The organism is Bauldia sp., from assembly GCF_020442045.1.
In the GTDB taxonomy this organism is placed as follows: Bacteria; Pseudomonadota; Alphaproteobacteria; order Rhizobiales; family Kaistiaceae; genus Bauldia.
On sequence record NZ_JAGRLA010000017.1, the window covers coordinates 14408 to 34395 of the forward strand.

General features: G+C 67.6%; 22 protein-coding genes. 7 read left to right on the plus strand and 15 right to left on the minus strand.

Going from position 1 to position 19988, the window contains the following annotated elements; translation table 11 throughout:
• Window positions 1–10 precede the first annotated feature (10 nt).
• Window positions 11–676, plus strand: coding sequence for a class I SAM-dependent methyltransferase (locus KDJ86_RS01955; protein WP_291742176.1), 666 nt, complete (start codon window positions 11–13; stop codon window positions 674–676).
• Window positions 677–694: 18 nt separating this feature from the next.
• On the opposite strand, the gene KDJ86_RS01960 is transcribed toward KDJ86_RS01955, so the two are convergent.
• The 4 genes from KDJ86_RS01960 to KDJ86_RS01975 form a co-directional block, all read right to left on the minus strand.
• Window positions 695–1843, minus strand: coding sequence for an adenosylhomocysteinase (locus KDJ86_RS01960; protein WP_291742179.1), 1149 nt, complete (start codon window positions 1841–1843; stop codon window positions 695–697).
• A gap of 91 nt (window positions 1844–1934) precedes the next feature.
• A complete protein-coding gene (locus KDJ86_RS01965; protein ID WP_291742181.1) occupies window positions 1935–2639 on the minus strand; it encodes an NAD-dependent deacylase in 705 nt (234 codons plus the stop codon).
• Between the two features lie 34 nt (window positions 2640–2673).
• On the minus strand, window positions 2674–3441 hold the full coding sequence (locus KDJ86_RS01970) for an SDR family NAD(P)-dependent oxidoreductase (protein ID WP_291742183.1): 768 nt from the start codon (window positions 3439–3441) through the stop codon (window positions 2674–2676).
• A 37-nt stretch (window positions 3442–3478) separates the two neighbouring features.
• Window positions 3479–4453, minus strand: a complete 975-nt coding sequence (locus KDJ86_RS01975; RefSeq protein WP_291742184.1) for an NADPH:quinone reductase — start codon at window positions 4451–4453, stop codon at window positions 3479–3481.
• 139 nt (window positions 4454–4592) lie between these two features.
• Between KDJ86_RS01975 and KDJ86_RS01980 the strand changes: the two genes are divergently transcribed.
• On the plus strand, window positions 4593–5417 hold the full coding sequence (locus KDJ86_RS01980; protein ID WP_291742187.1) for a 2-keto-4-pentenoate hydratase: 825 nt from the start codon (window positions 4593–4595) through the stop codon (window positions 5415–5417).
• A 68-nt stretch (window positions 5418–5485) separates the two neighbouring features.
• Here the strand turns inward: KDJ86_RS01980 and KDJ86_RS01985 are convergent, their stop codons facing one another.
• The 3 genes from KDJ86_RS01985 to KDJ86_RS01995 are packed head-to-tail and all read right to left on the minus strand — an operon-like array spanning window position 5486 to window position 7055.
• Entirely contained in the window at window positions 5486–6019 is a 534-nt protein-coding gene (locus KDJ86_RS01985) for a redoxin domain-containing protein (RefSeq protein WP_291742191.1), read from the minus strand.
• Window positions 6016–6252 (minus strand): hexameric tyrosine-coordinated heme protein, encoded by a 237-nt coding sequence (locus KDJ86_RS01990; RefSeq protein WP_291742193.1) that lies wholly within the window; start codon window positions 6250–6252, stop codon window positions 6016–6018. Before KDJ86_RS01990 ends, KDJ86_RS01985 begins: the two co-directional genes overlap by 4 nt.
• 53 nt (window positions 6253–6305) lie before the next feature.
• Complete coding sequence (locus tag KDJ86_RS01995; RefSeq protein ID WP_291742194.1) at window positions 6306–7055, minus strand: hypothetical protein; 750 nt, start codon at window positions 7053–7055, stop codon at window positions 6306–6308.
• 92 nt (window positions 7056–7147) lie between these two features.
• Here KDJ86_RS01995 and KDJ86_RS02000 point away from each other — a divergent pair, with 92 nt between their 5' ends.
• Window positions 7148–7693 (plus strand): MarR family winged helix-turn-helix transcriptional regulator, encoded by a 546-nt coding sequence (locus KDJ86_RS02000; protein ID WP_291742195.1) that lies wholly within the window; start codon window positions 7148–7150, stop codon window positions 7691–7693.
• A 141-nt stretch (window positions 7694–7834) separates the two neighbouring features.
• On the opposite strand, the gene KDJ86_RS02005 is transcribed toward KDJ86_RS02000, so the two are convergent.
• Window positions 7835–8257, minus strand: coding sequence for a hypothetical protein (locus tag KDJ86_RS02005; protein ID WP_291742197.1), 423 nt, complete (start codon window positions 8255–8257; stop codon window positions 7835–7837).
• A gap of 181 nt (window positions 8258–8438) precedes the next feature.
• Window positions 8439–9221 carry a TIGR01458 family HAD-type hydrolase gene (locus KDJ86_RS02010; protein WP_291742199.1) on the minus strand — a complete coding sequence of 261 codons (783 nt, stop codon included), beginning with the start codon at window positions 9219–9221 and terminating at the stop codon, window positions 8439–8441.
• Between the two features lie 166 nt (window positions 9222–9387).
• Here KDJ86_RS02010 and KDJ86_RS02015 point away from each other — a divergent pair, with 166 nt between their 5' ends.
• Entirely contained in the window at window positions 9388–10308 is a 921-nt protein-coding gene (locus KDJ86_RS02015; RefSeq protein ID WP_291742202.1) for a sugar kinase, read from the plus strand.
• A 16-nt stretch (window positions 10309–10324) separates the two neighbouring features.
• Here the strand turns inward: KDJ86_RS02015 and KDJ86_RS02020 are convergent, their stop codons facing one another.
• A complete protein-coding gene (locus KDJ86_RS02020; RefSeq protein WP_291742203.1) occupies window positions 10325–10801 on the minus strand; it encodes a YbaK/EbsC family protein in 477 nt (158 codons plus the stop codon).
• A gap of 108 nt (window positions 10802–10909) precedes the next feature.
• Between KDJ86_RS02020 and KDJ86_RS02025 the strand changes: the two genes are divergently transcribed.
• Window positions 10910–11539, plus strand: a complete 630-nt coding sequence (locus tag KDJ86_RS02025; RefSeq protein ID WP_291742206.1) for a hypothetical protein — start codon at window positions 10910–10912, stop codon at window positions 11537–11539.
• On the opposite strand, the gene KDJ86_RS02030 is transcribed toward KDJ86_RS02025, so the two are convergent.
• Window positions 11509–12441 (minus strand): metallophosphoesterase family protein, encoded by a 933-nt coding sequence (locus tag KDJ86_RS02030; RefSeq protein ID WP_291742209.1) that lies wholly within the window; start codon window positions 12439–12441, stop codon window positions 11509–11511. The two genes, KDJ86_RS02025 and KDJ86_RS02030, sit on opposite strands and share 31 nt — an antisense overlap.
• Before the next feature lie 175 nt (window positions 12442–12616).
• Between KDJ86_RS02030 and KDJ86_RS02035 the strand changes: the two genes are divergently transcribed.
• The gene (locus tag KDJ86_RS02035) at window positions 12617–13084 is read left to right on the plus strand and encodes an NUDIX domain-containing protein (RefSeq protein ID WP_291742211.1); all 468 of its coding nucleotides are present in this window, start codon (window positions 12617–12619) and stop codon (window positions 13082–13084) included.
• Window positions 13085–13295: 211 nt separating this feature from the next.
• The gene (locus KDJ86_RS02040; protein WP_291742214.1) at window positions 13296–13838 is read left to right on the plus strand and encodes a GNAT family N-acetyltransferase; all 543 of its coding nucleotides are present in this window, start codon (window positions 13296–13298) and stop codon (window positions 13836–13838) included.
• Here KDJ86_RS02040 and KDJ86_RS02045 read toward each other — a convergent pair.
• The 4 genes from KDJ86_RS02045 to KDJ86_RS02060 all read right to left on the minus strand — a co-directional run.
• Window positions 13813–15912, minus strand: a complete 2100-nt coding sequence (locus KDJ86_RS02045; RefSeq protein WP_291742216.1) for a DUF7408 domain-containing protein — start codon at window positions 15910–15912, stop codon at window positions 13813–13815. The genes KDJ86_RS02040 and KDJ86_RS02045 overlap by 26 nt on opposite strands.
• On the minus strand, window positions 15909–18713 hold the full coding sequence (locus KDJ86_RS02050; protein ID WP_291742219.1) for a DUF4159 domain-containing protein: 2805 nt from the start codon (window positions 18711–18713) through the stop codon (window positions 15909–15911). Before KDJ86_RS02050 ends, KDJ86_RS02045 begins: the two co-directional genes overlap by 4 nt.
• A complete protein-coding gene (locus KDJ86_RS02055; RefSeq protein ID WP_291742221.1) occupies window positions 18710–19633 on the minus strand; it encodes a DUF58 domain-containing protein in 924 nt (307 codons plus the stop codon). The genes KDJ86_RS02050 and KDJ86_RS02055 overlap by 4 nt, the downstream gene beginning before the upstream one ends.
• Window position 19634: 1 nt before the next feature.
• Window positions 19635–19988, minus strand: a 354-nt coding sequence (locus KDJ86_RS02060; RefSeq protein ID WP_367116733.1) for an AAA family ATPase, incomplete at its 5' end; no start/stop codon positions are given.

Sequence of the window (19988 nt, forward strand, 5' to 3'; positions counted from 1 at the left end):
GCGAGCAGGGATGTCACGCGGATCGATCGGGCTCAGCAAGCGCCTCAACGACTATATCGTCGGCGCCCATACCGCCGAGCATCCGGTCCTGACGAAACTGCGCGAGGAAACCGCCTCGCTGCCGCAGGCGGAGATGCAGATCGCGCCGGAGCAGGGGCATTTCCTAGCCTTCCTCGTCCGCCTGATCGGCGCGAGGACGGTGCTCGAGGTCGGCACCTTCACCGGCTACAGCGCGCTCGCCGTGGCGCTCGCTTTGCCGGCCGACGGGCGGCTCGTCGCCTGCGATGTCAGCGAGGAATGGACCAGCATCGGCAAGCGCCACTGGCTGCAGGCCGGCATGGCGGAGCGGATCGAGCTCCGCATAGCGCCGGCGCTGGAGACACTGGAGGCGCTGAAGAGGGAGGGGATGTCGGGCCGCTTCGACATGGCCTTCGTCGATGCGCAGAAGTCGGAATACGACGCCTATTACGAAGCCTGCCTCGGTCTCGTCCGGCTCGGCGGGCTGATCACCTTCGACAACATGCTGATGAGCGGCGACGTGGCGGAGCCGGGTGCCGGCGGCAAGGGCGTCGCCGCGGTCCGCGCCCTCAACGCCAGGATCGCGACCGATCCGCGGGTCGATGCCGTCCTGCTCCCGGTCGGCGACGGCATGACGCTGGCCCGCCGGGTCGCCTGATCGCGGCTCGGGTGCCCCTCAGCCGTAGTGCAGGTCGAGATAGGCGTTGGCGACGCGCTCGTCGATGTCGCGCGGCACCGGCACGACGCATTGGTCCGCCGTCGCCTTGCCGAGCGCCACCGCTTCCAGGCACCGGGCCTGCAGCGCGAAGCCGAGGTCCATCGTCTCGATCGAATTGCCCATCGGCCGAGGGCCGGCGAGGTTGAACATGTGGCCCTCGGCGATGACGCGGATGGTCCGGCCGTCCTTGAGGGTCAGGCTCTCGACCCCGACGTCGTAGCCGGTCCGTGCGGCGACGTCGCCGCTCGCGGCCAGCGCCGCGGCGTCGATCTCGACCGGGAAATGGCCGGCATTGGCGAGGATCACGCCGTCCTTGAAATGGGGGAGGTCCTCCGGGCCGATGATCCGGCCGCCGCCGGTCACCGTGACGATGAAGTCGGCGCTGGCGATCGCGGTTTCCCGCGGCGGCGTGTCGTGTCCGTCGAGATGGGCCTGCAGGCGCTTCAGCGGGTCGCGGTCGACGACGCTGACCTTGGCATTGGCGGCGCGGAAATTCGCGGCGACACCCTTGCCGCAGGCGCCGTAGCCGAATACCGCGACACGCTGGCCGTTGGTCACGCGGTTGGTGATCCGCATGTAGGATTCGAGCACGCTCTGGCCGACACCGTGCTCGTTCTCGGCGAATTGCTTGATCGGGCTGTCGTTGATGACCAGGATCGGCAGCGCCAGCTCGTCCCGCATCGGCGCGAGCCGCATCCGGCCCGAGGTGGTCTCCTCGGTGCCGCCGAGCAGTCCCGGATAACGATCCTGCCGATAGAGGTCGAAGAGGTCGCCGCCATTGTCGAGCAGGATGTCGGGCCTCTCGGCGAGCACTGCCTTCAGGTTGCCGCGATGCTCGTCCGGGTCGCGGGTCGGCCCGCCGATCACCGTCACGCCGTTATCGCGCAGGTAGTCGACCGCCTCGGGCTGGGTCGAGTTGAGGTTGCCGGTCGAGACCATCCGGGCACCGCCGCTTTGCAGCGTCAGGATCAGCGCCACGGTCTTCGGTTCGAGGTGGATGCCGGTGCCGATGGTCCTGCCGGCGAACGGCTTCTCGGCATCGAATTCTGATGCGATCGCGGCGAGCAGGCGGCAGTTCTGCCGCACCCAGTCGATACGGTGTTTCATGTCCTTGTCCCGGTGGCGGAGGTCACATGGTCGGAGGTGGAGCCTATGACGTGTCGCGTGCCGCCGACAAGCGGAACCCGCGGCCCGGTGATCAGCCGCCGAGCAGGCGGTCCACATAGTCCGGCACCACCTCGCTCGCCTTGCCATGAACCGCTTCGGCGAAGAGGTCGTTCTGCTTCGAGGGTTCGAGGTTCAGCTCGACCGTATGGGCGCCGGCCGCCAGCGCCCTGGCGGCGAATCCGGCGGCGGGATAGACGTTGCCGCTGGTGCCGATCGACAGGAACAGGTCGCAGATTTCCAGCACTTCCGAGATCCGGTCCATCTCGTAGGGCATCTCGCCGAACCAGACGACGTCGGGGCGCAATCCTCCGGTCCTGCCGCACGCGCCGCAGGTGACGTCGACCGTGATATCCACCTCCCATCGCCGCCGGGTGCCGCAATGCATGCAGAGGGCTTTCAGGATCTCGCCATGCATGTGGATGAGGTTCCTTGTGCCGGCCCTTTCGTGCAGCGGGTCGACATTCTGGGTGATGGTCGTCACCGTGCCGGGGAAGCCCGCTTCGAGGCGGGCCAGCGCCTCGTGGCCCGCGTTCGGGCGGGTGTCGAGCACCCGCCGCCGCCGCATGTTGTAGAAGTCGAGCACGGTCCGGGGATCGCGGGCGAAGGCTTCCGGCGTCGCCACGTCCTCGATCCTGTATTTCGACCAGATGCCACCCTTGTCGCGAAAGGTGCTGAGGCCCGATTCGGCGGAAAGGCCCGCTCCGGTCAGGATCGCGATAGACTCGTATGTCGTCATGGCGGGCCGAGCCTATCACCCGTCGCCCGTCAGGCTACATCTGCGCCGAATAGCCGCCGTCGACCGGGATCGCGGTGCCGGTGACGAAGTCCGATGCGCTGCTGGCAAGGAAGACGGCGAGCCCGGCGAGGTCGTCCGGTATCCCCCAGCGGCCGGCCGGGGTATCGCTCTCGATCCTGGCGAACATCTCCGGCGTCTTGATCCGCCCGGCCCGGGTCAGGTCGGTGTCGATGAAGCCCGGCAGGATCGAATTGACCTGGATTCCGTGCGGCGCCCATGCCACCGCCAGCGACTTGGTCAACTGCACCACGCCGCCCTTGCTCGCCGAATAGGGGCCGGCGATGGCGCCGCCGAAGAGCGAGAGCATCGAGCCGATGGTGATGATCTTGCCATGACCGGCCTCGCGGAAAGCGGGATGGACAGCGGTGGCGCAGACGAAGGTCCCGGTCAGGTTGATGTCGATGATCTCGCGCCATTCGGCGAGTGTGTAGTCCTCGGGCGGCTTGCGGTTGTTGATCCCGGCATTGGCGACGAGGATGTCGATCCGCCCGAAGCGGTCGAGCGTCGCTGCCGTCATCGCCGCCACGGAGCCTTCGTCGACGACGTCGACCTCGAGCGGGATCGCCGTGCCGCCCGCCGCCTCGATCCCGGCGACCGCCGACGCATTCTTGGCGGCGTCGCGTCCGGCGATCGCGACCGAAGCGCCGGCGCCGGCGAGCCCCTTGGCGATGCCGAGGCCGATGCCGCCATTGCCGCCGGTGACGATCGCCACCTGTCCGGTCAGGTCGAATGGATTGCTCACGCCGGGGCTCCTTCTTCCGCTTTTCGTCCGGTGCGGCTCACGGGACCAGCACCAGCTTGCCGTGGACGCCCGATTCAAGCACCGCCACGTGCGCGGCGGACGCTTCGGCGAGCGGCATCTCGCGGCCGACCACCGGGTTGATCGAGCCATCCGCCGCGGCGGAGAGGAGGTCGTCCATGATCGGCTTCACCTGGTCCGGCGTCATGTTCCACAGCGCGACGCCGCGAATGTCGAGCTCCTTCATCATCGCCAGGCGCGGATTGATGGCGATCTCGCCGCGATTGCCGATGACGATGATCCGTCCGAACTTCGCCGCCAGCTTCATATCGGCCGCGAGGTTGACGTTGGCGAGCATCTCGAGGATCAGCGCCGGTCCCTTGCCGCCGGTATGCGCCGACACCGCATCGAGATAATCCGGTGCCGTGTGGTTGACCGCCAGCGCCGCACCCTGGTCCCGGATCAGGTCGAGGGCTTGCCGAGAGCCGCCGCTGCCGATCACGGTCAGTCCGGCGCGCTTCGCAAGCTGGATCGCCGAGGTGCCGACCGAACCGCTCGCGCCATGGATGAAGACGGTTTCGCCGGCGCGCGCGCCGCCGCGCGCGAACAGCGCCTGATGCGCGGTGACGTAGGAGACGCCGAAGGCCGTGGCCTGGGCGAAGCTGATCGCATCCGGCAGCCGCCGGACCTCCGTCGCCTTGCGCTTCACCTTTTCCGCGTAGCAGCCGGTCATCTCGAAGCTCAGCGCCGTGCCGACCACCACCCGGTCGCCGACCGCGAGCCCCTCCACGTCCGGTCCGACCTCGGCAATCACGCCGCCGGCGTCGCCGCCGGGCGTGTAGGGGAGGGCGGGCACGATCGCGTAGGTGCCGAGCCGCATATAGGTGTCGGCCGGATTGACCCCCGCGGCACGGACATCGATCACCACCTCGCCGGTGCCGGCAACCGGGTCATCGACCTCGTCGAGCTGCAGGACCTCGGGGCCGCCGAAGGCATGGGCGCGGATCGCCTTCATTGGCCTCTCGCCGGGGGTTGTCGTCGATGCATCAGCTTCTCCTTGTCGAACGATCGGTGCCGGAGCCCGCTTCCGTGGCAGCGCAGCCGGTTTCTGTTACGAAGGGTGCCCGCCGGAATCGGGGGAGACCGTTCGGGGAATGGCCGGCGAAGTCAAGGAGGGGGAATTGGATTCGATCGAGGAGAAGGCCTGCGCGCTGCTCTGGCGGCTGTGGCAGGAGCGCGGCGTCGTGGATGACCTGCCGCCGGATCTGAAACCCGCGACGCGCGAGGCCGGCTACGCGATCCAGGCCTGTTTCGAGCGCTATTCGGCAAGCCCGCGCCATGGCTGGAAGATCGCGGCGACCAGCGCCGCCGGCCAGCGGCACATCAATGTCGGCGGCCCGCTTGCCGGCCGGCTGCTCGCCGAGAAGATCCACGGCGACGGCGCGACAATATCGATCGAGGGCAACCGGATGCGCGTCTGCGAGCCGGAATTCGCCTTCCGTTTCGGCGAGGACCTGCCGCCGCGGGCCGCCCCTTACACCGTCCCTGAGGTCGTCGCCGCGGTCGCCGACATGCTCCTGACCATCGAGCTTCCCGATTCCCGCTACGCCGATTTCACGCTTGTCGGCGAGGCCGCGCTGATCGCCGACGATGCCTGTGCCTCCGATCTCGTCGTCGGCCCGCCTGTCGCCGCCGACTGGCGGGCGATCGACCTTTCCGCCCATCCCGTCGCCGCGCGCGTCGAAGGCCGGTACGAGCGGCAGGGGGCGGGCGCCAACGTCCTTGGTGATCCACGCATCGCCCTGACCTGGCTGGTCAACGAGCTGTCGGGCCTCGGCATCGGCGCCCGGCGCGGCGAGCTTGCCACCTGCGGCACCTGCATGGTGCCGCTCGAGGTCGAGCCCGGCGACCGGGTGGTCGCGGATTTCGGCAGTCTCGGCTCGGTGCGGGTGACCATCGCCGGTCGTGGATCAGGCTGATCGGACCCGTGCGGCAATTCAGTCCGGCCATCCGCCTGACGTCGCGATCTTCGTCACCGGCATTCATGTCAGCTTTCGACATCGACCTCGCATCGCGATTCGTCGCAGCGCTCCCGCGGGGCATCGATGGGTGAATGCCGCGGCTCGGCCAACAGGGTCGCGATGTCGGCGCCGATCCGCATGTCCGGCACATGGCCGAAATATTGCGCGCGCCTGCGACCCTGCCGGTCGATCAGGACCAGGGTCGGCGTACCGCGCATGCCGTAGGCGGCCATGGTCTCCGGCATGGCGCCGCGACCCGGCTTGTCGACGCCCACCGGGAAGGGAATGCGGTATTCATGCAGGAAAGCCTGCAACGAGACCGGCGTCATCGCGTCATGGTGCTCGAAAACGCTGTGCAGGCCGATAACCGCGACCTGCTCCTGCGAGAAATGCTCGTGGACGGCCTTGGCCAGCGGCAGGCCGTGCGAGACGCAGCCCGGACACAGCATCTGGAACGCCTCGATCACGACCACGCTCCCGCTCAGCTGGACGAGGCTGACCGGCCCGTTGGTGTTGAACCATTGCGAGACCGCAAGCTCCGGCGCGGGGTCCGGCCTCATGACGGTTTCCTCCAATAGTCGTTGGCCGCCGCGATCGTCGCGAAATGAACCGCGACGACATGCGACGCGGCGATCAGATCGCCGGCGTCGCCGGCATATCGGGGCCGAAGCACCTCGCGCACGGTCTCATCGGGCTGTGTCTTCTTCACCGCCATGCGTGCCAGCTTGACGGCGAGATCGAATCCCTCCTGCGGCGTTTGCGTCGTCAGTCCGGGTAGCCAGGGTTCAGGCATCGTCATTCTCCTTTGATGGGCGCGGCGCCCGAAGCCGCCGCGCCCGGTTCCGGTCACTCGACCTTGCCGGGCAGGCTCAGGTCGCCGGAGGCGACATCGAAGACATCGGTGACGCACAGCAGCGGTGCGTGGATGTTGGCATTGACCCTCAGCGCGGAGGTGACCCCGTCATAGGATGCGCCGGTGACGATTGATGCATCGGTGAAGGGGACATTGACGGTCACTTCCGGCCCGTCGAACAGCGGCGTGTAGCCGGGGCTGTCGATATAGATGGGGAGTCCCGGCCAGGTCGCGGGCATGGCCGGTGTCTCGCCCTCGGGGATGTCGCGGACCCCAAGCGCCCCGGGACCGCATTCCTCCGTCGGCGTCAGCACGACCCAGTGGCTGTGCCAGGCCAGCCCGTCATTGGCCGGGTCGCCATCGGCGTTTTCGTCGAACAGCGGCGTGTCGTCGAAATCGGGATGGCTGGTCGCGGCAAGGGCCAGGATCCCCGTCTTGCCTTCGAAGCCGACGACCGACGGATCGAGGGAGGTCGGCCAGACATAGGCGTGGACCGGAGCGCCGGCCAGCGCGCCTACCGGTTCCGGGGTGTCCGTCCCGGCCTTGCCGCTGATCGTCATGTGGAAGGTCACGGTACGCCCGTCGCGATGGACATGGGCGGCGAGGATGTCGAAGGAGGCGGCCTTCGCGGGGTCTTCCGGTGACGTGACCGCGCCGTCCTGATGGATGGCGTGGCCGCCATCGGCAAGCGCCGGCAGCGCGGAAAGCAGCAGTGCTGCGGAGGATGCGGTGAGCAGTCTCATGTCGGTTCTCCTGTCGGGTTTGAACAGAAGCCGATATTAGTAGCGAGTCGCTATTATTGCAACATTGATATTGACTCGCTATCATCCGGACCATGCCAGGGGACAGCCAGACCGAGATCCGCCAACTGCTCGACCGCCTCTGCCGGCTCGCGGCAGCGGAGGAATGGACAGCCGATCTCAATCCGTCCCAATACGCGGCCCTTGCCTATCTGGCCCGCGCCAACCGCTTCTCGCGCGCGCCGTCGCAGGTCGCCGAGTATCTCTCCTCGACGCGCGGTACGATCTCGCAGACGCTGAAGGCGCTGCACCGCAAGGGCTATGTCGCCGAGACCCGCTCGCAGACCGATCGGCGCAGCATTTCCTACGATGCGACAAGGGCCGGGCTGGATGCGCTGCGCAAGGCTGCCTTGTTCGAGAAGCCGCTCGCCGGCTACAGCCAGCGGGAATTGACAGACCTCTCCGATTCGCTGAAGCTGCTGCTGCAACGCGCATTGCACGCCCGCGGCAACCGGCCCTTCGGCATCTGCCGGGAATGCATTCATCATCGACATCGGAAAGACGAACGATACTGCGCTTTGCTGGATGTAAGGCTGGAGGAGTCGGAGGCCGGCGAGATCTGCTACGAGCAGGCTTCGTAGCGCGGGGCTTCCGTAGCTGAGACCAAGGACCCACGATCCCGCGGCACCTGCATGGTGCCGCTCAAGTCGAGCCCGGCGACCGGGTGGTCGCGGATTTTGGCATCCTCGGTGCGGTCCGGGTGACGAATGCCGGTCCGGACTTTAGCTGTTCGGGCTGTGCTGCAATTCAGCCCATCTGTGACCGGTCTTGTACTCCCGGTAGACGATGACGATCGCGACGCGATCCATCATGTCCAGGATGCGGTAGACGCTGCCCAGCTGTTGGTCGGTGTAGTGGATGAACAACCGCTTGTTTGGTCCGTCATAGTCCGGAGGAGGGACGGCGTCCGAGTCCGTGGCATGGAAGATGAGATAGGCGTGTGGGTCTTCGTCGACCTTCTTTCCATACAGGGAGAGGACGGTTTCGGACCTGTCGGGACTGCGCGAATTCCCGATGCGATGGAGCCAGCTTGTAACTCGGAAGCTGACGTTCTTGCTTGGCTCCGACCTTCCGCTTCTTGGCAGCCTGAGACGCTCCTTGATCAGGTCGCGGTCGTCCGGGACGCTTGGATAGCCCTTGGTCATCGTTTCCTCCCCACTTGATTCACTCTGTTGCCGTCGAGTCTCCAGGCAAGGTCAAAGAACGAGAAGTTGCGTCGGGGGCATCGAAGGGTTGCAGATCTCTGCCCGGTCGTACGGTGCGGATTATTACAACCGGCTCGATACAATTGTTAGGTACATTTGCGGACAGGGACTTCCCTGCCGGTCATCGGGGAGGAGCAGACCCCAGTCCAAGGATCCAGTCGACGGCGGCGAAGAGATCGTCGACGACGGCGGTCGGCGGTGGGGTTGCGCCGGCTTCCGCGCCTTCGTGATACTTGCCGGTCCTGACCAGCAGCGCCGCGCCGATGCCGGCGGCGAGTGCTCCCGATACGTCGGCCTCGACGTCGTCGCCGACCATCACCGCGTCCGCCGCGTCACAGCCGAGACCGGCAACGGCGGCGGCGTAGAAGTCGGGGGCAGGCTTGCCGAGAACGATCGCTTTGCATTCGGCGGCGTATTCGAGCGCCGCGACGAAGCCGCCGGCGTCCATGCTGAGGGCGCCGTCGTCGTCCCGGAAGGTGCGGTTCTTGGCGAGCGCCAGCAGGTCGGCGCCGGCCGCCAGCTCCCGGAAGGCGGCGTTCAGCGTGTCGTAGGTGAAGTCGCGGCCGGCATCGCCGACGATCACCGCCTTGTCGGGATGATCGGCGACGCCCTCGAAGTCCTCGACGAGAGCCGGGTGGACGAGAAGGTGCGGCGACCGCCTGTGGGTCGCGAGCCACGTGCGGGCGGCCTCCGCGGGCGTGATGAGCTCGTCGCCCGCGACCTCCAGCCCGATCCCGCGGAGCCGGTCGAGGATCCCGACCTTCGACAGCCGGGTGGTGTTGGTGACGAAGCGGACCGGCAGCCCGGCCTCGCGCAGCCGGTCGACCGCCTCGCCCGCGCGGGGCAGCATTTGGTCGCCGAGATACACCACCCCGGCGAGGTCGAGCAAAACGCCTTTTGCCATGTGTCGTCACCGCTGGGAGGGGCGTGACACCGCCTCGACCATAGCCGCCGATGGCGGCGCCTGTGAAGTGGCGGGGCCGGGGCTTGTGGCTATGTGTGGATTTCAGTGGTCGGAATATGCGAAGAGCGCACGGCAAGACGTGAAAACCATCCGACGACGGGGACCCATGCCTGACATCATTTCCATCGGCGAGCCGCTCTTCGAACTCAACCAGCCGAAGGACGAGGCGATCTTCCGGCAGGGGCATGGCGGCGATACGTCGAACTGCGCGATTGCCGCTGCCCGGCAGGGCGCCAGCGTTGCCTATGTGACCGCCGTCGGCGCCGACCAGTTCGGCGATTCCTTCATGCGGCTCTGGCAGGAGGAGGGGCTCGACACCAGCGCCGTCCACAGGAGCCCGGTCGCCCATACCGGTATCTATTTCGTCACCCATGGGCCGGATGGCCACGTCTTCTCCTATATGCGCGCCGGGTCGGCGGCGAGCCGGATGACGCCGGAGCAGCTCCCCGTCGAGATGATCAAGGGCGCCCGCATCCTCCACGCTTCCGGCATCAGCCAGGCGATCTCGTCGAGCGCCGCCGACGCCGTCTTCGCCGCGATGCGGATCGCGCGTTCGGCCGGCGTCACCGTTTCCTACGACACCAACCTGCGGCTCCGGCTCTGGCCGCTCGACCGCGCCCGCGCCGTCATCCATTCGGCGGTGGCGCTCGCCGACATCGTCCGCCCCGGCCTCGACGACGCCCGGCATCTCACCGGCCTCGTCGAGCCCGACGCGATCGTCGATTTCTACCTGTCGATGGGGGCGAAGATCGTCGCGCTGACCCTCGGCGAGGATGGCGCCGTCGTCGCCACCGCCGACCGTCGCGAGCGGCTCGATCCGATCGCCGTCAGGCTGGTCGACGCGACCGGCGCCGGGGATATGTTCGACGGGGCATTTCTCGCCGAATATCTCCGCACCGGCGATCCCTTCGAGGCGGCGCGCTATGCCAACATGGCGGCGGCGCTGTCGACGGAAGGCTACGGCGCCGTCGCTCCGATGCCGCGCCGCGAGGCGGTCGAGGCGGCGATCGCCGCCGGTCGGCGGTGATCGAACCCGCGAATCGTCACGCGACCTGGATCACCGTTGGGACAAGGGTGTCCCGGAGCTGTCTCGGAGCGACCGGGAAGACCGCCCGAGGCGTCCCGGCGGCCGCCCACACTGTCTCATATTGCAACAAATCGGCGTCGAGGAAGGTCGCGAGCTTAACCATATGGCCAAAAGGCGGGATGCCGCCGATGGCGAATCCGGTGGCCTTGCGAACGAAGTCCGCGTCCGGCCTGACGATCGATTCGCCGATGGTTTTGGCCACCGCCTTCTCGTTCACGCGGTTGGTTCCGGAGACCAGGAAGAGGTAAGCTTGGTCGGTGTCTTTTCCCTTGAAGATCAAGGATTTGACGATCTGGCCTACAGTACAGCCGCACGCTTCGGCAGCCTCCTCGGCGGTGCGCGTGCTGTCCGGCATGATGGTCACCGTGACGGCGAGTCCGAGTGCGTTTGCCGCGTCCTGGACCCGTTTCGCAGCGGCCGGAAGTTCGTTCATTCTGGTACCTTTTCCGTGGCGCAAAGTGTGCACATCGTAGTGCGGACGACGCGGGATTTTGCTAACACATTGTTAGCCAAGCCGCATCCTGCGGAAGGAAGCATGACGATGAGTGACGCCACCCAGGGCCCGGGCAGCACCGGCAATGTGAGGACGCTCCAGTCGGCGATTCGTCGGGTCCGGACGGCCGAGGCGGAGCGCTCCGACGTGGTGGTCGAGTTGCGCGACGCAGAGCGCGCCCGGCTCGAGATGCTGGCCGATGAGTTGAAGGGTGTCTTCGCCGAAGTCCCTGAGGACAATGATACTTTCCTCTTCAATATCAGCGGCGGCACGCCGGCCCGGCTGTGGATCGATTTGACCTCCTTCGTCGTCCTCGGGCGCGACCGCAGGACCTATCGCTTCCTCAAGGACACCCGGCTCGGCCGTACGGTGATCATCGAATCGAGCGATCTCGACGAGGTCGCCGACTGCGTCACCGACTACGTCGCGGAGCGGATCATCGAGCGCGAACGCGCGATCGAGGGGGACTGGGTGATCAGGCGTGCCCGCCGCGAAGAGGCCGCGCGCCGCGAAGAGAGCCGGCGTCGACCCGAAGAGGCCGTCGCCGCCCCCCTCGCTGCGACGGAGCCGGGGGAGCGGAGGGCGCTCGGCTGGATCGTCGCCGCATTCCTTCTCGGTGTCCTGATCGGCGTCGCGGTGCTCTTCGGCTATGCCTGGATGCGGGTGCCGGCCGGCTGACCCTCGGGCCCGGCAAGGCGTTGGTTCCGCAACGATTCGATCTTGCCATGCGAGACCCGTGGTCCGCGCTCTTCCATGTCGCAGGTAAAGCTGCCTTCCGTCCGGGCGATCCTGAAGACCAGGTAGCTGCCGCCGGACCGGCCATGGTGCGGCGAGAGCGAGGCGGACGCCGCTCCGACCACCGGAACCGGACCCGCCGGGCCGGCGATATGGTTGACCATGGTCTGGTGGTTGTGTCCGTGGAGGACCAGCTCCGCGCCGCTCTTGGCAATTGCCTTGCGAAAACGGTCGGCGCCGATCAGGCGGCGGTGCCAGGGCGTCGATCCGGCGACCGGCGGGTGGTGGATCAGCACGACGCGGAACAGTCCCTCATCGGCGAGTTCGGCAAGCTCCGCTTCAAGACGATCCGCCTGCGGCTGGTCGATCCGGCCCGTCGCCATCAGCGGAGCCGTGGCGATCGCCGTCGAGACGCCGACGATGGCGACCGGGCCGCGTCGGCGGGTGAATGGGAAGGCGACCGGTGCCGCGCCGCGATCATCGCCGACCATATACGGCCGCCAGGCGTGTTCGAAATGGCGGATGGCGCCAGGCAGATAGGCGTCGTGGTTTCCGGGAATGGCGGTAACGTCCTCCGGATCCCCGAGACTATCGAGCCAGAGTCTGGCGGTGTCGATTTCGGCGCGAAGGCCGATGTTGATGAGGTCGCCGGTGACGGCGATATGGTCGTGCGGGGCGGCGAGGACATCCTCGACCAGATGCCGGAGGTTGCGCGGGCCAAGGGCGGCCCTGCGGCTCCTGTGCCAGTTGACGTATCCGAAGGCTCGCTTCGAGACGAGCTGGTGCCAGTGAACCGCCGGAAGCGGCCCGAGATGCGGATCGGATAGCTGAACGAGGGTGAACACGGTCGTGCGGCGCTTTGCTGGTTGCGTCGGCGCCCCTCTGCCGACATCTGGAAACGGAAGGTGACGAAACGAGCAGCCACCGGGATGTGCCCGCCGATGCCGTCGCGTGCCATATAATGCGAAGGGCGATCGCGTGCCAACAGAGCAGGAGCGGACGCATGAACGGCGAGAGGACATGACGTCCTGGAAGAACCGGCAGCTCGTCCGGGCATTCCTCTTCTACTCCCGCATGTCGCGCGGCATGACGCTCGGGGTCCGCGCCGCGGTGTTCGACGATGGTGGCCGGGTGTTCCTCGTCCGGCACAGCTACGTCCCTGGATGGTATCTGCCGGGGGGAGGGGTCGAACCGGGCGAGACCGTCGAGGAATCCCTGGAGCGGGAACTCCTCGAAGAGGCGGGAATAGCGGTTACCGGGCCGTCCGAGCTCTTCGGCATGTACCTCAACCGGACTGCATCGCCGCGCGACCATGTCGCCCTGTTCGTCTGCCGATCCTGGTCGCAGGCCGCGCCGCCGCCCCGGAATCTCGAGATCGTCGACAGCGGCTTCCATCCGGTCGATCGCCTGCCCGAGGATACGACGAGCGGAACGCGGCAGCGCATCGCCGAGATCGTCGGTGATTCCGAGCGTTCGTCCGAATGGTAGCCCGGCGCTGGACGCCCGCCCGGTAAAGTGCTATCCGCGCGTCCCCGGAGACTGAAAGATGACCATGTCGGCAATCCAGCGACGACGATCCAAGCGAGGTGACGCCATGTCACCCGTCGCCGTCCGGCTCTTTGCCGATCGCCGCTGCCGCTAGGACGACAGGTAGGGCTGGCAGGCCGGATTGACCGATCCGCCGTCGCAGGCCCCGTTGATGACCGAACATCCTTTCACCTATCGCCTCGAACTGCCGACAGATTCCGTCGAGATCGAAACGCTTCATGCGGAAGCCTTCGGACCCGGTCGCTTTGCGCGTGCCGCTTTCCGGCTTCGCGAGGGCATACCCCACCTGCCTGAGCTCTCCTTCGTCGCGCTGGTCGACGATACCCTCGTCGCTTCGGTCCGGCTCACGCCGATCCTGATCGGGGAGAGATCGGCATTGCTGCTCGGGCCTCTCGCCGTGAAACCCGACTACAAGGGCCGTGGGGCAGGTAAGCGGCTCGTCCGCAAGTCCGCCGACGCGGCGCGCGGCGGAGGCCATAGCATTCTGCTGCTGGTCGGCGACCTGCCTTATTACGGGCCGCTTGGTTTCGAGCAGTTGGCGCCCTACGCGATCACCCTGCCAGCGGCGGTCGATCCCGAGAGAGTGCTGGTCAGCGGGCTGGCGCCCGGCGTGCTCGAAGGGTTGGGAGGCATGGCCCGGCCGATCCGGTCGGTGCCATCAGGCGCGGTCAGCGACCTTCGCGATACCAGGTGAGGGCAGGAAGGAAGAGCAGTGCGAGGAGGGCGAGGAAGGCGGCCGGGCCGGCATAACCGCCAAGGACCGGTATGCGGACGATCCCCTTCAGCACGCTCGCTTCAGTCATCCGGACGCCGATCCAGTCGGAGCCCGATACCGTGACGCCGGTCCTTATCGGGACGATCCGCGGCACCACCGGCTCGCCGGCGGAATCGCTCATCCGCGCGATCCTCCCTCCGGTTTCCCCGGCAAGCGGCGCGAGCAGGTCGGCGGTCGAACGGGCGTCGATGAATTCGCGCGGGTTGGCGGCGCCGACATGGGCGAAAGCCCGCTTGTCGCCCTGTTCAATGCGATAGAGCCCGATTTCGTCGCCCGGGATCGTCGCGCGCCAGAGCCCAGGTTCGACCGGATCGAGCGTAACGGTCTTCACCGCGCCGGAAGGCGTGCGCACCGTCACCGGTGTCGTCTCGTCGCCCATCGTCTGGCGCTCGATGGTCAGTTCACCGCCCCTGGCGGAGGCCCGCAGCACCTCCTCCTCCAGATCCGGCTCCTTCATCAGCCAGTGCGCCAGCCGGCGAAGCAGATCGACATGCGGTCCGCCGCCCTCGAAACCGCGCGCCCAGAGCCACGCATGGTCGGACAGCAGCATCGCGACGCGGCCTTCTCCGACCCGGTTGAGAACCAGCAGCGGCTTGTCGTCGGCGGCGCTCATCACGGTAGCCCCGCTTGTCGGCGTGCCGACGTCGATGACGCGGAACCAGCGTCCCCATTGCGGCGGATCGAGGTTTCCACCCTTCAGTCCCCGCGTCACCGGGTGCTTCTGGCCGGTTTCAGTGACATGGGCGTGGTATGGCTTTTCGGTGATGGAGCCGGTCGGAGCGACAGGGAGCACCGGTGACAGCGGCGTGTCGTAGAGGCTGCCGTCACTCGCGTAGTCGGGTCCCGCGGCGATCAGAACGGCACCGCCATCCTCGACATAGCGGGCGATGTTGTCGAAGTAGAGGATCGGCAGCACGCCGCGGTGCTGGTAGCGATCGAAGATGATGAGGTCGAACTCGTCGATCTTCTCCGAAAACAGCTCGCGGGTCGGAAAGGCAATCAGCGAGAGCTGGTTGATCGGCGTTCCATCCTGCTTCTCAGGCGGGCGCAGAATCGTGAAATGGACGAGATCGACGGCGGCGTCCGACTTGAGGAGGTTGCGCCAGGTGCGCTCGCCGGAATGCGGTTCGCCAGATACCAGCAGAACCCGGAGGTTCTCGCGGATACCCTCGATGGAGGCGATCGCCCGATTGTTGACGTCGGTCAGTTCGCCGTCGATCGGCTCGGCCTCGAATTCCAGGATGTTCGGCCCGCCATGGGCAACCTCGAAGGTGAATTCGAAGGGCTCGCCCGGCGTGACGAGCTCGCTCGACAGCGGATTGCCATCACGGGTGACGGTAACGCGGACCCGGCCGCTCCGCGGCGCCGGGCCATCATCGACAACGCGGAAGCGGATTGTCTGCGTCTCGCCGACAATGCCGAAGCGAGGAGCGTTATCGACGATCAGACGACGGTCGTATTCGTCGTCGCGTCCGGACAGGAGCACGTGGACAGGGGTTCGGGGCCCGAGTGCGTCAGGCGATTGCGGAATGTCATGGACCTCGCCGTCGGTGAGCATGACGACGGCGCCCAGCCGTTCCGGCGGCACGTCGACGAGGCTGGTCTCCAACGGCCCGAAAAGCAGCGTTCCGTCGACCGTGGCGCCGCCGGCCTTGCCGGCCTCCACGGTCCTCACCTCGATATTGCGGAACTCCGAGAGCCGCTCCTTGAGTGCGGCCTCGACCTTGGTGGTCATCGCTGCGCGATCGTCGAGGTCCTGGCTCGCGCTCTGGTCGACGACCAGCGCGACGACGGTGGGCAGCGGTTCGCGATCCTCCCTCAGCGCCACCGGGTTGAAGAGTGCTACGAGCAGGACCAAGGCGGCGGCGGCCCGCAGCCAGGCGCCGCGCATCCGGCGGAGAAGGCCGGGCACGACGAGGATGACGGCGACGACTGCCGCGGCGACCAGCAGCCACATCGGCAGCAGCGGCTCGAAGGCGAGCGACCAGGTCATTGGCCGAGCCTTTCGAGCAGCGCCGGGACATGGACCTGATCGGCCTTGTAGTTCCCGGTCAGGGTGTACATGACGATATTGACTCCGGTGCGGAAGGCCATCTCCCGCTGGAGCGGATCCGAGGGTATCGTCGAATAGAGCAGGTCGCCGCTTTCATTCATGGCCCAGGCGGCGGCGAAATCATTCTCGGTGATCAGGATCGAGGAAACGCCGTCGCCAGGCTGCGCCGGCCTGTCGGATCGATCCTGGTTGCCGTCGATCGCCTCGACCCATAACGGGCCGCCGGAATAGCGGCCGGGGAAGTCGTTGAGGAGATAAAAGGCCTTGGTCAGCACGTGGTCGGCCGGAACGGGCTCGAGCGGCGGCACGTCGAGGCTCGCCAGCATCTCGCGCAGCCGCTCGACCGCCGGCGTGCCGGTGAAGGTATTGAGGTTGCTCGACCTTTCGAGCTGGTCCCGGGTGTCGAAGAGAACCGTGCCGCCCTGGCGCATATAGGCGTCGACCCGCGCCATCGTCGCCGAAGACGGCAGCGGGCCATCCGGGTCGATCGGCCAGTAGAGAAGCGGAAAGAAGGCCAGTTCGTCGCGTGACGGGTCGACCCCGACCGGGTTGCCCGGCTCCAGCGCGGTGCGTTCGGCGAGCACCTGAGACAGGCCGAACAGCCCGCTCTCGCTTGCCATGTCGATGTCGGCGTTGCCGGTGACCACGTAGGCGAGACGGGTCTCGCTGACAGCGTCGATGGCGAACTGGTCGCTTGCCTCGTCGGCAAGGGCAGGCGCGGCGATCGACGCTGTAACGACGATGATGCCGAGCGCGATCAGGGCCGCCGTGGCGGGCCGGCGTCGGGTTCGGGACAGGGCCCCGTTCAGCCAGAGAACGGCGAGCGCATCGAGCAGGAACAGGCCGAGAGCCGCCGCGAGCAGCCACGGACGCAGGTCGATCGGGGCCTCGGTCGGGTAGGGCTGGACCGTTGCCGAAGGGACCGTGGTCGAATCGAAACGGGCCAAGACCGTGTCCTCGCCGAGAAGGTTCAGGGACCGGAAGCCCTCTTCCGTACCGTAGAGACCGGGCGGATGCTCGGCATTGGGAATGATTGCCGTCGCGTCTGCGGGAATCGGCCGCGCGTCCGGTCCGGGATTGACGAGGCGGCCGTGTCCGTCCAGCAGCCGGTAGGGGGCGATCGTGGCGGTCGCGGTCGGATCGGCCGTGGTCTGCCGGCGGACGGCACTCGAGAAGGCGACGACGCGCCGCAACATCTCGACAAAGGTGCCGGACAGGGGAAGGTTCGACCAGCTCGTGTCCGCCGTCACGTGGAAGAGCACAAGCCAGCCGCGGCCGGACTGGACCGCGGTCACCAGTGGCGTGCCGTCGCCCAGCGCCGCCCAGGTGCGATCGGAGAGCGAGCCGTCCGGCTCGGCCAGCACCTGCCGCTTGATCAGAACGTCGTCCGGCACGGTCATGCCTGCGAAGGGGCTGTTTTCGGCGAAACTCGCCAGCGGCTGCTCTTCCTGCCAGGTCAGGCTGCCGCCGAGCGCGCGGTCGCCTTGCCGGAGACGCACCGGGATCAGCGAGTCGGTGGCCGCCGCGAGGTGAGGTCCGGCGAAGCGGACGAGGGTGCCGCCGTCGGCCACCCAGGCGGCGACAGTCTGCTCCACGTCTGCCGGCAGCGTGCCGATGTCGGCCATGACGATGACAGAGGCGCCGGCATCGATCAGCTCGGGAACCGCGACCGCGGCATTCGCGTCGCGCGGCTCCTGGACGTCGGCGAAGGGCTGGACCGCGCGGGCGATGTAATAGAGTGGCGAGAGCAGTGGCTGCGCCGCGTCGGCCGCCGCGCCCGACAGCAGCCCGACCCGGCGCCGCCGCCAGCGTTCGTCGAGCAATTGCACGGCGCCAGCCGTCTCAGCGCCGACAATGTCGAGCCGGGCGATGTCGTTGCGCAGCTCGACCGGCAGTTCGATGCTCGCCTCCGTGCCTGTCTCGCCGGGCGCGAAGGCGAAGGGGAAGTCCCCGATCGACCGGCCCTTGAGGTCGGTGGCGCGAACGAAGCCGGCCGTCGGCGAGGAGGGATCGTCGCGGATCACCGGGACGGTCAGCGCCTCCGGGCCGCCGATCGGCGGGGTCAGCGCCATGATCTCGCTGCTGCTGTCGGCATAAACGACCATCGGGCCGTTCACCCATTCCGCGAGATAACCGCCGAAGCCCTCGTTGGCGCTGCCGCCGAGCCCGTCCGACAGCCAGGCCACGCCACCGAAGGTGGTGTCGCGGATAACGGCGTCGATCGCCGGAATGACTTCGTTGTAGTTGGCTGCGTAGGGGCGGGGCGCGAGGGCCTCCAGCCGGCGCAGGGTCTCCTCGCCATCGGTTGGCGAGAGTTCCTGGCGGGCGCCATCGGCGGTGGCGAGGAGGGACATGGTGCGCCCGCTGTCCTGGGCGAGGCCGATGATCCGGCGCGCCGTTTCGATCGTCGCGTCCCAATGCGGGGCCGAGGCCCAGCCATTGTCGACGACGATGAGCAGCGGGCCCGAGCCCGGCGCCTGTTCCATTGCCGGCTTGAAGACCGGACCGGCCAGCGCGACGATCAGAGCCGCCGCCATCAGGCAGCGCAGCAGGATCAGCCACCATGGCGTCCGGGCCGGCTGCTCCTCCTTGCGGGTAATTTCGAGCAGTAGTCGGGTCGGCGGGAAGCTCTCCGTCTTGGGCTTCGGCGGCGTCACCCGCAGCAGGAGCCAGATCAGCGGCAGCGCCAGAAGCGCCAGCAGCACCGGCGCGTAGGAGAAGGCGAAAGGCAGCGCGCTCATGCGGCCGTTCCCCAGCTCGCTGCCGCGGCATGGGAGTGGCGGTCGGCGAGCCGCGCATGGATCGAAAGCAGAGGCTCGGTCGCAGGCCGGTCGGTCCGGTGGATCAGGAAGCTCCAGTCCCGCCGCCTGCAAATCGTCGACAAAGTCTCGCGGAGTGCCGCCAGGCGGTTACGATAGTCCTGCTGATACTGTTCGGCGCGGCCCACCATGTGGCGGATGCCGGATTCCGGATCGATGAATTCGGTTCGGCCGGTATAGGGGAAGGTCTCCTCTATCGGATCGACGACCTGGATGAGGTGCGCGCGGGCGCCGGTCCTGACAATGGCGTCGAGGAACGCCTCGGTCTCGGGCAGGGGGTCGAGGAAATCGCCGATCAGAACCGCGTCGGTGAAGCGGCGCAGGACCCGGGTGTCGGGACGGCGGGCTTCGGCGCGGGAAAGGAAGTCGGCGATCCGTTCGGCCGCGTCGCGCGCCAGGATCGGATCGCTCTCGCCGAGGAGGCCGACCCGCTCGCCCGCGGTTGCCAGCAATTCGGTGAGCGCGAGGAGCAGCACCAGCGCCCGGTCGCGCTTCGAGACATCGGCAAGCCGGGACGCAAAGGCCATCGACGCCGAAAGGTCGGCCCAGAGCCAGACCATGTGGGCGGCTTCCCATTCCTTTTCGCGGACATAGTATTGATCGTCACGGGCCGAACGTCGCCAGTCGATGGTTGCAGCGGCCTCTCCCGGCATGAACGGGCGGAACTGCCAGAATGTTTCGCCGCGACCCGCCACCCGCCGGCCGTGCCAGCCGGCGATGATCGTGGCCGCGACACGCCGGGCCTCAACAAGCAGGTCCGGGAGCCCGCTCGCGACGCCTTTCGCTTCGGTCAGCGCTCCGCGGAGGTCACCACCAGGACTGGCCGTCGCGACCGTCGCCATGTCACCCGATCTTCGCCTTCAGGCCGGCGATGACTTCGCTGACGGTCATGCCGTCGGCGCGAGCCGTGAAGGAAAGCGCCATGCGGTGTTTGAGTACCGGTTCCGCCAGCTCGCTGACGTCGTCGAGCGACGGAGCGTAGCGGCCGTCGATCAGCGCGCGGGCGCGCACGGCCAGCATCAGCGACTGGCTGGCGCGGGGACCGGGGCCCCAGGCGATCGCGTCATCGAGCTTGGCGTCGCCGCTACCGGGACGGGCAGAACGCACCAGGTTGAGGATTGCCTCGACAACGGTTTCGCCGACGGGCATGCCGCGAACCAGGCGCTGGATGGCCTGCACGCCGGCACCGTCAAGCAC

Coding starts and splice junctions, on each gene's coding strand:
- KDJ86_RS01955 (WP_291742176.1), top strand. CDS start 11: ATGTCACGCGGATCGATCGGGCTCAGCAAGCGCCTCAACGACTATATC.
- KDJ86_RS01960 (WP_291742179.1), bottom strand. CDS start 1,843: ATGAAACACCGTATCGACTGGGTGCGGCAGAACTGCCGCCTGCTCGCC.
- KDJ86_RS01965 (WP_291742181.1), bottom strand. CDS start 2,639: ATGACGACATACGAGTCTATCGCGATCCTGACCGGAGCGGGCCTTTCC.
- KDJ86_RS01975 (WP_291742184.1), bottom strand. CDS start 4,453: ATGAAGGCGATCCGCGCCCATGCCTTCGGCGGCCCCGAGGTCCTGCAG.
- KDJ86_RS01980 (WP_291742187.1), top strand. CDS start 4,593: ATGGCCGGCGAAGTCAAGGAGGGGGAATTGGATTCGATCGAGGAGAAG.
- KDJ86_RS01985 (WP_291742191.1), bottom strand. CDS start 6,019: ATGAGGCCGGACCCCGCGCCGGAGCTTGCGGTCTCGCAATGGTTCAAC.
- KDJ86_RS01990 (WP_291742193.1), bottom strand. CDS start 6,252: ATGCCTGAACCCTGGCTACCCGGACTGACGACGCAAACGCCGCAGGAG.
- KDJ86_RS01995 (WP_291742194.1), bottom strand. CDS start 7,055: ATGAGACTGCTCACCGCATCCTCCGCAGCACTGCTGCTTTCCGCGCTG.
- KDJ86_RS02000 (WP_291742195.1), top strand. CDS start 7,148: ATGCCAGGGGACAGCCAGACCGAGATCCGCCAACTGCTCGACCGCCTC.
- KDJ86_RS02005 (WP_291742197.1), bottom strand. CDS start 8,257: ATGACCAAGGGCTATCCAAGCGTCCCGGACGACCGCGACCTGATCAAG.
- KDJ86_RS02010 (WP_291742199.1), bottom strand. CDS start 9,221: ATGGCAAAAGGCGTTTTGCTCGACCTCGCCGGGGTGGTGTATCTCGGC.
- KDJ86_RS02015 (WP_291742202.1), top strand. CDS start 9,388: ATGCCTGACATCATTTCCATCGGCGAGCCGCTCTTCGAACTCAACCAG.
- KDJ86_RS02020 (WP_291742203.1), bottom strand. CDS start 10,801: ATGAACGAACTTCCGGCCGCTGCGAAACGGGTCCAGGACGCGGCAAAC.
- KDJ86_RS02025 (WP_291742206.1), top strand. CDS start 10,910: ATGAGTGACGCCACCCAGGGCCCGGGCAGCACCGGCAATGTGAGGACG.
- KDJ86_RS02035 (WP_291742211.1), top strand. CDS start 12,617: ATGACGTCCTGGAAGAACCGGCAGCTCGTCCGGGCATTCCTCTTCTAC.
- KDJ86_RS02040 (WP_291742214.1), top strand. CDS start 13,296: ATGACCGAACATCCTTTCACCTATCGCCTCGAACTGCCGACAGATTCC.
- KDJ86_RS02045 (WP_291742216.1), bottom strand. CDS start 15,912: ATGACCTGGTCGCTCGCCTTCGAGCCGCTGCTGCCGATGTGGCTGCTG.
- KDJ86_RS02050 (WP_291742219.1), bottom strand. CDS start 18,713: ATGAGCGCGCTGCCTTTCGCCTTCTCCTACGCGCCGGTGCTGCTGGCG.
- KDJ86_RS02055 (WP_291742221.1), bottom strand. CDS start 19,633: ATGGCGACGGTCGCGACGGCCAGTCCTGGTGGTGACCTCCGCGGAGCG.